The sequence below is a fragment of the Deinococcus grandis genome (genome assembly GCF_001485435.1).
In the GTDB taxonomy this organism is placed as follows: domain Bacteria; phylum Deinococcota; class Deinococci; order Deinococcales; family Deinococcaceae; genus Deinococcus; species Deinococcus grandis.
The window spans coordinates 1,513,378-1,524,578 of record NZ_BCMS01000001.1 but is presented as its reverse complement, the minus strand read 5'-3'; the positions used below and the strand labels follow the sequence as shown (position 1 = coordinate 1,524,578).

Sequence of the window (11,201 nt, the reverse complement as noted above, 5' to 3'; positions counted from 1 at the left end):
GAACTGCGACGCGCCATGCGAGGTTCAGGCCGGATGAACCACGCCCTGCGCCTCGGGCGCCCGCGCGGCGGGCCTGCGCACCGCGAGCCGCACGCCCACGTACGCGCCCGCCACGTCGAACAGCCAGTCCTGCACGCCCGCCTCGCGCGGCGGCACGAACGCCTGATGCACCTCGTCCAGCGCGCCGAACCACGCCGCGATCACCAGTGCCAGCCCCCGCCGTCCTGTCGCGCGGCCCAGACTGAACGCCAGCGACAGGTACGCCAGGAAATGCGCGAGCCAGTCCTTCGGGTGCTCCAGGGAAGGCCCCGGCGTGTGCGGCGCGCTGCTCAGCCACCAGATCACCCCCATGATCGCCAGGGACGGCACCCACCACAGCGGCCTCGCACGGCGGACGCTCAAGCGTGCCCGCCCGGCATGTGCTCCACGAGTTCGATCAGGGTCCCCTCGCCCCACTTCGGGTGAAGGAACGCCACGCGCGACCCCGCCCGGCCCGGCGCAGGAGTTTCGCTCAGGAAGCGCGCCCCCTCCGCACGCAGGCGGGCCATCTCGGCGTCCAGGTCCGCCACGCGGTACGCCGTGTGATGCAGCCCCGGCCCCCTGCGCGCCAGGAACCCCGCGACAGGACTGTCCTCCCGCGTGGGCATCAACAGCTCGATCAGGGTCTCCCCCACCTGGAACGCCCGGACGCGCACGCCCTGACCCTCCACCACCTCATCCGGCCCCTCCGGGTGCAGGCCCAGCGCCACGTACGGCGCCGAACCCGCCTCCAGATCAGGAGTCGCGATCGCCACGTGATCCAGCAGCAACACAGTCATGCGTGCAGCGTAGAGCACCGGACCGGCCCAGCGGCAACCTCAGCCCAGCGGTGCCCCGGCACCGGCCCCGTTCAGGAGCGCCTCGACCTGATCGGCCACCTGCGCCACGGACAGCTGCGCCGTATCCAGCACCAGGGTCGCAGACCGGCGCAGCAGCGGCTCGACCCACGCCACGTGTTCCGCGATCCGCGCCCGGTCCTCCACTGTGTGGCCGTACGGGTTCGCCCGGTCCTGCACCCGAGCCAGCAACACCGGCAGCGGCGCCGTCAGCAGCACCACCGCCCGGAGGCGCGGGTACAGCGCCCCCTGGTTACTCCGGCAGCCCGCCAGCACCAGCGGCGCGGAGCCCACCTCGTCCAGCAGCGCGTGCAGGCGATCCAGCCGCCACACCCAGTCCGGGCCGTCCGCCGCCTGCACCCACTCGTTCCACTCGTCGGCGTCCGTGTCCACCACGCGGACGCCCCGCCGGGCGAGTTCCAGCAGCGTGGCGCTCTTGCCCGCACCGGACATCCCCGTCAGGAGGACCGCCGCCACGCCGTTACTTCGCCTGCGGGCGGGCGCGCAGGTACCAGTGGGCGACGGCGCGCATCACGTCCTTCCCCTCGCCGTCCTGCACGGTCACGTTGATGACCAGGCGCGCGCGACCGTCCGCCGCGAACTCCGCGTGGGCCACCGCGATCTGCGCCGGGTCCGCCACCTCGGCCCGCGCGGTCAGGTCACCCACGGCGCGGTTCACGTAGTGCGTCTCCAGCTTCTCGATCAGCGGCACCGCGCCCGAGAGCTGCGCCGCGAACGCCCCCGCGAACGCCGCGCCACTCACCGCCTCGGCCAGCAGGAACTGCACGCCCGCGTGAATGGTGCCCAGGTGATTGCGGAACGGCGCGGTATCCGGCGCCTCACCGGTCGCCCAGCCCACCCCCACGTCCGTGATCTGCACGCCGACCGTGGCGTTCATGGGAATGTCGTGCAGGGCCTTCTTGACGGCGGCGACGGCGAAAGCGGGCAGGGTGGCAGCTTGGGTCATGGGTGAAACCTCCAGGGAGAGAACTCGGAAATTGAACTGAGTTCAAGTATAAGCGGAGAAGACCCCACAGCGCCCCCGCCTCACCACGCGGTTCACCTAAGCACCGCCCCGGTACAGCCCCGTCACTCTGCGGGAAAGACCGCTGAGCAGGACCGCCTCACGTCTGTTTCCTCTCCTCCTTTCGGGTCAATCTTTCTTAGGCTGGGGGGGGTATTCTGGGGGGCGTGAAGCTGTCTTCGTTCATTGACCATACCCTCCTGAAGCCCACCGCCACCCGCGCGGACATCGTGAAATTGTGCGCTGAGGCGCGTGAACATTCGTTCTTTGCGGTGTGCCTGAACCCGGTGTTCATCCCGCTGGCGAAGGCGGAGCTGGCGGGTTCGGACGTGAAGGTGGCGACCGTGTGTGGGTTCCCGCTGGGTGCGGTCAGTAGCGAGCAGAAGGCCGTGGAGGCCCGCCTGAGTGTGGAGGCGGGTGCGGACGAGGTGGATATGGTGATTCACATCGGCGCGGCGCTGGCGAACGAGTGGGACGCGGTGGAGGCGGATGTGCGCGCGGTGCGCCGTGCGATTCCGGACGCCGCGCTGAAGGTGATCATCGAGACGTGCTTCCTGACCGATGAGCAGAAGCGGGAGGCGACGGCGGCGGTGGTGCGGGCCGGGGCGGACTTCGTGAAGACGAGCACGGGCTTCGGCACGGGCGGCGCGACGCTGGACGACGTGCGTCTGATGGCCGAGGTGATCGCGGGTCTGGGCGCGCAGGAGCGCGTGCAGATCAAGGCGGCGGGTGGCGTGCGCACGCCGGATGACGCGCGGGCCATGATCGAGGCCGGGGCGACGCGCCTGGGTACGTCGGGCGGCGTGGCACTGGTGGCGGGCGAGCGGATGGGCGAGGGGTACTGAGTGAGTGAAGAAGCACTCCGATTGGATGGGGCGCAGCCCCGTTCAATCCGAGCGGACTCACAGAGCTGCGCCGCAGAGCGAGTGGGAGACAGTCGGGGGCCGGGCGTGGAGTGGGCACCTCAGGGCCGTTCTGAGGTGGTCACGGAACAGACGGACTCCGACCCCGTTGAAACTGGCACGCCGGGCGTGCCGGTGGTGCTCGCGTCGGGCAGTCCGCGTCGGCGGGAACTGCTGGCCGGGCTCGGCGTGCCGTTCACCGTGCAGGTCAGTGGTGAGCCGGAGGACAGCCGTGAGGCGGACCCGGCGCGGCTGGCGGCGGAACTGGCGCTGCTGAAGGGCCGCGCGGTGGCGCGCATGGCGCAGGGGTCTGTGGTGATCGCGGCGGATACCGTGGTCGCGGCGGGCGCGGAGTTGCTGGGCAAGCCGGAGTCCGCGCAGGAGAACGAGGTGTTCCTGCGTCGCCTGTCGGGCCGCACGCACGAGGTGTATACGGGCGTCGCGGTGCTGTCGGGCGGGTCGGAGGTGGTGGAGGTGGCGCGCACGGCGGTCACGTTCCGCGCCCTGCTGCCCGACGAGATCGCGTTCTACGCGGCGTCCGGCGAGGGGCTGGACAAGGCGGGCGGGTACGGCATCCAGGGGCTGGGCATGGCGCTCGTGGAGCGGCTGGAGGGTGAGTACTCGAACGTGGTGGGCTTCCCGCTGAGTGTCGTGACGCGCCTGCTGCGCGGGGCGGGGGTGCCCGTGTGGGGCACGCTGGGGGCCGGGGCCGAGTGAAGGGCTGGCGGTTGATCCTGGCGGTGTTCGCGGGCCTGTTGTTTCTCAGCATGGTCCTGACGCGCTTTCAGGTGGCGGCCCCGGCGGCGCTGCGGGCCGGGGTGGCGCCGGTCACGCGCCTGTCGGTGACGGCGGCGGACAACGTGCGCCGCGCGTACGTGACGCTCATGCAGGACCGGGACCAGTCGGCGCAGGTGAAGGAGCTGCAGAAGGAGAATGACCTCCTGAAGCAGCGCACCGAGCTGCTGTCGCGTGAGGTGGGGCGCCTGAAGCAGGTGCTGGTCATCACGACGACGCAGGCGCCGAACGCGCTGGCGATCGCGCAGGTGATCGGCGTGGACCCCAGTCCGCTGCAGGCGCGGCTGGACCTGAACCGTGGCGCGCGGGACGGCGTGCGAGTGCACATGCCCGTGACGGTCCCGGCGGGGCTGGTGGGTCAGGTGGTGAGTGTCGCGCCGGGGCAGTCCACGGTGCTGGCGCTCGTGGACCCCGAGAGTGTCGTGGGCGTGACGTTGCAGGGCAACCGGGGTGGGCGTGGCGTGGCGCACGGCACGCCGCCGGACCGCCTGCGGGCGGAGTTCTCGCGGGGCGTGCCGATCCGGGTGGGGGACGTGCTCGTGACGAACAGTCAGGGGGGCGTGTTCCCGGTGGGCATTCCGGTGGGGCGCGTGGAGGAGGTGCTGCCGATGGGACCGAATGACATCAGCCGCACGGTGATCGTGAAGCCCGCCGTGGACGTGGGCGTGGTGGAAGACGTGACGATCCTGGAGGGCCTGTGATCCGTCCGGTGACTGGGCGCGGGTCGGTGCGCTGGGCGCGGCTGGTGGTGTACCTGCTGCTGCTGCTGCTCGCGCAGGGGCTGTTGGCGCGCCTGTCGGACGCGGTGGGGGTGCCCACCCCGGACCTGTTCCTGTTGACGGCCGTGGGACTGGCGGCGCGCCTGTCGCCGGTGTCGGCGCTGCTCGCCGCGTACGGGCTGGGATTCACGCAGGACGTGCTGGGCGGCGGGACGCTGGGCCTGCACGCCGCGGGCCTGGCGGGCGCGGCGCTGCTGGTGGTGTGGGCGCGGCGGTACCTGTCGGACGCGGGGCTGGTGCAGGCGCTGCTGGGCGTGCTGCTGGGCGTGGCGGGGCAGTGGCTGGTGTTCCTGTTCCTGACGTACTGGCTGCGTGAGCCGCTGGTGACGCCGCAGATGCTGGCGGTCACGCCGCCGCTGGTGTTCGTGGGGACGTTCCTGCTGTTCCCGCTGTGGGAGCGGCTGCTGGCGTGGACGTTCGGGCCGCGCGTGACGGTCGAGGAGCAGCTCGCGTGAGTCGCGCCGACCGGGTCTGGGACCGGCGGGACCGGTTGCGGCGCCGCGCGGGGGCGGGTCTGACCGCGCCGCGCGTGGCGGGCGGCACGCGGGTGCAGAAGATCGCGCTGGGGTTCAGCGTGGCGCTGGCGCTGCTGGGCGCGCGCCTGTACTACCTGCAGGTGTCGCTGCACGATCAGTTCGCGGTGCGTTCGGCCAGTAACTACCAGCGGGACGAGGTGCTGCGCGCCCTGCGCGGCGAGATCCGCACGCGGGACGGCGTGCTGCTCGCCACGAACCGGCTGGCGGTGGACCTGGTGTACACCGGGCGCCTGCGGAAATCGGACCGGGAGACGCCCATTCCCGGGTGGGACAAGATCGTGTACCTCGCGGGCATTGGGGGCGACGTGCTGGTGAACGGCCAGCCGCGCGAACCGGATTACGAGCGGGAACCGGCGACGGTCCTGGCGCGGAACATCCCGCAGGAGCGGCTGGCGGCGCTGTACGAGTACACGGTGCTCGTGCCCAGCCTGGAGCTGCGCGAGCGGGTCGAGCGGGTGTACCCGCAGGGCAAGATGGCCGCGCACCTCCTGGGGTACGTGCAGGAGGCGTCCGAATCGCAGGTGAAGGAGGACGGGTACACGCAGGGGGACCTCGTGGGCCGTTCGGGCCTGGAGTACAGCCTGCAGCGGACGCTGGAAGGCAAGAACGGCCTGCGCCGCCGGGAGGTCACGGCCGCCGGGAAGCCGCAGACGGAACGGGTGATCGATCCGGGCGTGAAGGGCAAGGACGTGACGCTGTCCATCGATTCGCTGCTGCAGCGCACGGCCGAGACGGCGCTGCGCGAGGGTCTGGCGGACGTGAACAGGGGGCGCGCGAAGCACGGCAAGGCGCCCGAACCGTACGCGCGGGGCGCGGTGATCGCGCTGGATCCCCGCACGAACGAGGTGCTGGCCCTGGCGAGCGCCCCGACGTACGACCCGAACTGGTTCTCGCGCGTGCCGAGCCCGGACCCGAAGGCGAAGAACTGGGCGATCGACCCGAACCGGCCGCTGGCGGAACTGGACGCCGTGACGGCGAACCGGGCGGTGCAGGCGTACGCGCCGGGCAGTGTGTTCAAGATCGCCACGACGCTCATGCAGGAGGAACGCTGGGGGAACTTCTCGTTGCCGTGCAACCCGGTGTATTACTTCGGGCGGGCGCCGCGCAAGAACTGGGCGGGGTACCCGCTGGGCGTGGTGGACGGGAAACTGGCGATCTCGTACTCGTGCAACCCGTGGTATTACCACTCGGCGGCGTCGGCCGGTCCGGAACGGTACGGGCGGACGCTGGTGCAGCGCATGAAGGAACTGGGGTACCTGCGGCCTACCGGGCTGGAGATCGTCGGGGAGAAACTGGGCGAGATGCGCGGCCCGGATGACTACGCCGCGCCGCAGGACCCGTGGTACCCGGGCTTCGCGCTGAACATGAGTATCGGGCAGGGCAGCGTGCAGGTGACGCCCGCGCAGGTCGCGTGGGTGATGAGCACCATCGTGAACGACGGGCAGCAGCGGCCCCTGACGGTGCTGCGCAGCGTCGCCGGGCAGCGCGAGCCGCTCAAGCCCGCCACGAGCGTCGTGTACGACGGCAAGGTGGACGCCTTCAAGTTCGTGCAGGAAGGCATGAGCGGCACGACCGCCGGAACCCGGTACGGCACCGCGCAGCATGAGATCGGCCCGGACCGCTTCCCGGTGCGGACGGCCGGGAAGACCGGCACGGCCGAGAACGGCACGAGTTCCCGGCAGGGGTACGCGTACACGCACGCGTGGTACGAGGGGTACGGGCCGATCGGGAAGGACGGCACGCCGACCTTCGCGGTGGTGGCGTTCTTCCAGTTCGGCGGGGAAGGTTCGGGTCCGGCGCTGCGGGCCGTGAAGCGGATGTTCGCGGCGCGCTGGTGCGTGACGCTGGACGAGAAGCTCAGCGCGCTGCCGCTGGCGCAGCAGCAGCCCTGCACCGGGGAACTGGAGCAGATGCATCAGGTGTACAAGACCCGCGCCGAGCGGGCGAAGGCCAGCGCCGCGAAGGCCACGCCGGGCGTGCAGACGCCCTGACGGGGCGGCGGGACGACAGGAGGGGGAGGTGCGGGGGCGAACCCCATGGACCTCCCCCTCTCCTGTAGGCCCTGCACCGGCCCGGGTTTACCTCGCGGTGCGGTTCTTCTCGGCGCGGACCATCCGCACGAACTGCGCGAGGCGGGGCGCGCGGTTCCAGCGTGTGCGGTCCAGGCCGACGCGCCAGATCCACTCGACACCCAGTCGGCGCGTCCAGGCTGGCGCGAGGTCGGCATTCCCGGCGAGCACGTCGATCACGCCGCCGCAGCCGATCGTGACGGGGACGTTCATGACCTGCCGCCAGTACTGGTTGAAGGTCTCCTGACGCCCGGCGCCCATGGCGGTCAGTACGAGGTCGGCGCCGCTGTCGCGCACGAGTTCCGCGACGCGCTGATCCTCGGGCAGGTCGAAGTACCCGTGGTGGATGCCCGCGACCTGAATGCCGTAGTCACGCGCGGCGTTCTGCGCGGCGATCTCGGCCACGCCGGGTTTGGCGCCCAGGAAGAACACGCGCAGGTCTGCGCCGTGGCGCTGCATCAGGCCCTGCACGATGTCGAAGCCGGGCGCGCGGGGGACCTCGGTGCCCGTGAGCTGCCGCGCGGCCCAGACGATGCCGACCCCGTCGGCGGTGATCAGGTCCGCGACCTGCATGGCGTTCACGAAGTCCGGCTGGGTGCGGGACTGCACGATGAACTCGGGGTTCAGGGTCACGACCGTGTGCGGCGCGCGCGGCTGGTGGAAGATCCAGTCGCCCAGGCGGTCCAGGGTCTCGTCGAGCGTCACGACGTCCAGCGGCAGGTCGAACAGCGTGAGACGCTGGCGTGGGGTGGGGATGGTCATGCTGGCGTGGATTGTAATGCACGCCCGCCGGGCGGCGCGTCCACCGAAGGGTGTGGCCCCTCCGGGCGCGCCGGGCGGGGGCTTGCGCGGATCGGGCCCGTGTGGGGCATACTGCGTGGCATGTTACCCGGTGCTTTCGGTGCCCTTCCTGCGGACGTGCAGGCGCAGGTGACGGCCTCGGGGCGCGTGGGACGCTGGGGCCGCGGTGAACTGCTGTTCCACCCGGAGGACCCGGCCGAGGCGCTGTTCGTGCTGCTGCGCGGCTCTGTGCGGCTGTACCGCCTGGGGACGGGCGCGCGCGAGGTGACGCTGGACGTGCACGGCGCCGGGGCGCTGCTGTGCGCGGCGGCGCTGCTGCCGGGCGAGCAGTGCGGCATGTACGCCGAGGCGATGGACGACGCCGAGGCGCTGCTGCTGGGCCGGGACGTGCTGGGCCGCCTGACGCAGGCGCAACCGGCGGTGGCGGTCGCCCTGACCGAGCAGATCACCCGGCAGACGCGCGGCGTGCAGGAACGCCTGTCGGGGCTGGTGTTCCTGGAGGTGTCGCAGCGGCTGGCGCTGGCCCTGCTGAACCTCGCCGAGCGCGAGGGCCCCTGGCCGGAGGGTGGGTCGCTGGCGCTGCGGGACCGGGTGTCGCACCAGGATCTGGCGCACGTGGTGGGCAGCACGCGGGAGACGATCACGAAGCTGCTGGGGGATTTCCGGTCGCGGGGCCTGCTGGACCTGGGGTACCGGCGGATCATCCTGACGGACCGCGCGGGGCTGGAGCGGGCGACGCAGGAACCGCTGCGCTGATTCCGAGTGCTGCTCGCTCCGTCTGGCGCGGGCCGCGCGGCACCCCTCCGCTTTAGGTTCTGGTGTAGTGTGACACCCGTTGCAGTGCCGCGCCCGATTCTCAGCGAGAACGGGTGGGCACGCCGACCATGAACCGGTCGGCATCGGGCCGGGCAGCCCCTGGGGCGGCAGGCACCGGGAAGGAAGACGAATGGCGCGAAACGCAGGGGCGGAATACAGGAACGGTGGGCTGCTGGACTACGTGCGCCTGCCCGCAGGAGCGCTGGAGACCGCGCAGGCCGAATCCCGGCCCGACATCGACCGCGTGGCCCTCGCGGACGCGCTGCGCGCCTACCACCGCGACCTGGGCACCCTGACCCCCACCGTGGAGGCGGGGCTGACCCGGCTGGCGCACCCGGCGTCCCGCGTGGTCGTCACCGGACAGCAGGCGGGCGCCCTGACCGGCCCGGCCTACTCGGTGCACAAGGGCGCGGACGCGGCCCTGCTGGCGCGGCAACTGGACACCGACGAAGCCCCGGTCGTCGCGGTGTACTGGATCGCCAGCCAGGACCACGACGCCGCCGAGGTGGCGAGCACGTCCCTGCTGGACGCCAGCGAGCGTCTGCACCGCCTGACCCTGGACGTCCCCGAGGGCGTCCCGGTGGGCCGCGTGCCCTGGCAGCCCGAGTGGACGGTGCAGGTGCACGCGCTGCTGGACGCCTGCGACGCGCCCGCCGAGCACGTCGCCGCTGTCCGCGCCCGCTTCGACCGGGCCGCGCAGGCGGGCGGCAGCTACGCCGACGTGTTCGCCCGCCTGATCCACGGGCTGCTGGGTGGCGCGGGCCTGCTGGTCCTCGACCCGATGCACCCGGCGCTGGCGCGATTGATGGCCCCGACTCTCGCGCGGGAACTGGGCGACCCGCTGGCGTCCTCACGGGCCATCGAGGCGGCGGCCGCGCGGATGATCGCGGACGGGTTCGAGCCGCAGCTGCGCCGCCCGGACGGCGCCACGAACCTCTTCATCGAGGAGGACGACGGGCAGCGCCGCCTGCTGCGCGTGGACGGGCAGGCGTTCGTCACGGCCACACGGCGCTACACCCGCGCCGAGCTCCTGGCACTGCTGGATGCCGACCCCACCCGCCTGACGCCCGCTGCTGGCCTGAGACCCGCCGTGCAGGATGCCCTGCTGCCCACCCTGGCGTTCGTCGTCGGCCCCGGCGAGATCGCGTACGGCGCGCAACTCCGGGACGTGTACCCCCTGCACGGCCTGCGTCAGCCGATGCTGTGGCCCCGCCTGAGCGTCACGTGGCGCGAACCGAACGTCACGCGCCTGCTGAAACGGCTGAACGCCACCGCCGCGCAGGTCCAGGCGGACCCCGACGGCGTGCTGGGCCGCGCCCTGGCCGCCGAACGCCACGCCGGAGCCGTCACCACCGAGCGACTGGACGACCTGAGGACCCGCCTGGACGCCCTCACCGCCGAGATCGCCGACCTCGACCCCACCCTCATCGGCGCCGCCGCGCGCACCCGCACCCGCACCGTCGCCCGCGTCGCGCACCTGCAACGCCTCGCCACGCAGGCCCTCGCCCGCGCCGAGAACGACCGCAGCGGCCAGCTCACCCGCCTGAAAGCCCACCTCCTCCCCAACGGCACGCCACAGGAACGCGAGATGAACTTCCTCACGTACCTCCTCAAACACGGCGACACGCCCCTGAAGCAACTCCTGAACCTCCCCGCCGGATGGCAGGGCGAACTCGACATTCCCTGACGGGTTCGAAAGGGGTCGAGAGTCTAACCGTCGAAGGGTCTAAGGGAGGCCATCCACTTAGACCCTTTGACTCTTAGACGCTTAGACCCTTTTGACAGCAGTGTTCAGTCCTGGTCTTTGCCGAGTTCGGTGCCGCGCCGGGTGGCCTGCACGACCGCTTCGATGAGGCCGCCGCGCACCCCGGCGGCTTCGAGGGCGGCCAGACCGGCGATGGTGGTGCCGCCGGGGCTGGCGACCTCGTCCTTGAGGAGGGCGGGGTGGGCGCGGCGCTGGACGAGTTCGCCGGTGGCGATCAGGAGTTTCGCGGCGAGTTCGTTCGCCAGGGGGCGCGGGAGGCCCATGCGGACGCCGCCGTCCGCGAGGGCCTCGGCGACGACGGCGACGTAGGCGGGGCCGCTGGCGCTCATGCCGGTGAAGGCGTTGAACAGGTGTTCGGGGAGGTCGTAGGCGTCGCCGACCGCGTCGAAGATCTGGTGCGCGAAGGCGAGGTCCCCGGCGTCCCCGGCCTCTTTGGGGCCGGTGACGGCGGTCTGGCTGTGCCCGATGGTCGCGGCGAGGTTCGGCATGACCCGCACGACGCGCTTGGTGCCCAGGCGGCGCGTGAGGGCCGAGACGGGCACGCCGGCCATGGTGCTGATGTACCCGGCGCTCGGTTGCGCGAGCCACTCGGCGGCCTCGGGGAACACGCGGGGTTGCAGGCTGATCAGGATGCGTTCGGCGCGGCCCAGGTCCGCCTGGGTGATGACGCGGGCGCCGGTGCGGGCGGCGATGTCCTGCGCGCGGGCGGCGTTCGCGTCGAGCAGGCCGATCTCTGCGGGGGGCAGGACGCCCTGGGCGGTGACGCCCTCCAGCAGGGCCAGTCCGAGTTTGCCGACGCCGACGATCGCGAGCTTCATGCGCGCCAGTATAGGTGCGGC

At 72.0% G+C, this 11,201-nt stretch carries 13 protein-coding genes; 7 read left to right on the top strand and 6 right to left on the bottom strand.

Annotated features, from left to right (window positions below; all coding sequences use genetic code 11):
* Positions 1-24 precede the first annotated feature (24 nt).
* Genes DEIGR_RS07555 through DEIGR_RS07540 form a run of 4 tightly spaced genes read right to left on the bottom strand, consistent with a single transcriptional unit; the run spans position 25 to position 1,842 of the window.
* Positions 25-402 (bottom strand): VanZ family protein, encoded by a 378-nt coding sequence (locus DEIGR_RS07555; protein WP_058976415.1) that lies wholly within the window; start codon positions 400-402, stop codon positions 25-27.
* Entirely contained in the window at positions 399-818 is a 420-nt protein-coding gene (gene mce, locus DEIGR_RS07550) for a methylmalonyl-CoA epimerase (RefSeq protein ID WP_058976414.1), read from the bottom strand. The genes DEIGR_RS07555 and mce overlap by 4 nt, the downstream gene beginning before the upstream one ends.
* A gap of 39 nt (positions 819-857) precedes the next feature.
* The gene (locus DEIGR_RS07545) at positions 858-1,352 is read right to left on the bottom strand and encodes an AAA family ATPase (RefSeq protein ID WP_201785749.1); all 495 of its coding nucleotides are present in this window, start codon (positions 1,350-1,352) and stop codon (positions 858-860) included.
* 4 nt (positions 1,353-1,356) lie between these two features.
* Complete coding sequence (locus tag DEIGR_RS07540) at positions 1,357-1,842, bottom strand: DUF4442 domain-containing protein (protein ID WP_058976412.1); 486 nt, start codon at positions 1,840-1,842, stop codon at positions 1,357-1,359.
* A 224-nt stretch (positions 1,843-2,066) separates the two neighbouring features.
* On the opposite strand from DEIGR_RS07540, the gene deoC reads away from it, so the two are divergent.
* The 5 genes from deoC to DEIGR_RS07515 all read left to right on the top strand — a co-directional run bounded on the left by deoC (position 2,067) and on the right by DEIGR_RS07515 (position 6,902).
* Positions 2,067-2,744, top strand: a complete 678-nt coding sequence (deoC, locus tag DEIGR_RS07535) for a deoxyribose-phosphate aldolase (protein WP_058976411.1) — start codon at positions 2,067-2,069, stop codon at positions 2,742-2,744.
* A 192-nt stretch (positions 2,745-2,936) separates the two neighbouring features.
* Positions 2,937-3,518 carry a Maf family nucleotide pyrophosphatase gene (locus DEIGR_RS07530; protein ID WP_058978594.1) on the top strand — a complete coding sequence of 194 codons (582 nt, stop codon included), beginning with the start codon at positions 2,937-2,939 and terminating at the stop codon, positions 3,516-3,518.
* Positions 3,515-4,297 carry a rod shape-determining protein MreC gene (gene mreC / locus DEIGR_RS07525; protein WP_058976410.1) on the top strand — a complete coding sequence of 261 codons (783 nt, stop codon included), beginning with the start codon at positions 3,515-3,517 and terminating at the stop codon, positions 4,295-4,297. The genes DEIGR_RS07530 and mreC overlap by 4 nt, the downstream gene beginning before the upstream one ends.
* Positions 4,294-4,830, top strand: coding sequence for a rod shape-determining protein MreD (mreD, locus tag DEIGR_RS07520; protein ID WP_052750980.1), 537 nt, complete (start codon positions 4,294-4,296; stop codon positions 4,828-4,830). The genes mreC and mreD overlap by 4 nt, the downstream gene beginning before the upstream one ends.
* On the top strand, positions 4,827-6,902 hold the full coding sequence (locus DEIGR_RS07515) for a peptidoglycan D,D-transpeptidase FtsI family protein (protein WP_083523965.1): 2,076 nt from the start codon (positions 4,827-4,829) through the stop codon (positions 6,900-6,902). Before mreD ends, DEIGR_RS07515 begins: the two co-directional genes overlap by 4 nt.
* Before the next feature lie 87 nt (positions 6,903-6,989).
* Here the strand turns inward: DEIGR_RS07515 and DEIGR_RS07510 are convergent, their stop codons facing one another.
* Positions 6,990-7,742, bottom strand: coding sequence for a WecB/TagA/CpsF family glycosyltransferase (locus tag DEIGR_RS07510; protein ID WP_058976409.1), 753 nt, complete (start codon positions 7,740-7,742; stop codon positions 6,990-6,992).
* A 120-nt stretch (positions 7,743-7,862) separates the two neighbouring features.
* Here DEIGR_RS07510 and DEIGR_RS07505 point away from each other — a divergent pair, with 120 nt between their 5' ends.
* Both DEIGR_RS07505 and bshC read left to right on the top strand, forming a co-directional pair.
* Positions 7,863-8,537 (top strand): Crp/Fnr family transcriptional regulator, encoded by a 675-nt coding sequence (locus DEIGR_RS07505; RefSeq protein WP_058976408.1) that lies wholly within the window; start codon positions 7,863-7,865, stop codon positions 8,535-8,537.
* A 190-nt stretch (positions 8,538-8,727) separates the two neighbouring features.
* Entirely contained in the window at positions 8,728-10,284 is a 1,557-nt protein-coding gene (gene bshC, locus DEIGR_RS07500; RefSeq protein WP_058976407.1) for a bacillithiol biosynthesis cysteine-adding enzyme BshC, read from the top strand.
* Positions 10,285-10,388: 104 nt separating this feature from the next.
* On the opposite strand, the gene proC is transcribed toward bshC, so the two are convergent.
* Positions 10,389-11,180 (bottom strand): pyrroline-5-carboxylate reductase, encoded by a 792-nt coding sequence (proC, locus tag DEIGR_RS07495; RefSeq protein ID WP_058976406.1) that lies wholly within the window; start codon positions 11,178-11,180, stop codon positions 10,389-10,391.
* Between the last annotated feature and the right edge of the window lie 21 nt (positions 11,181-11,201).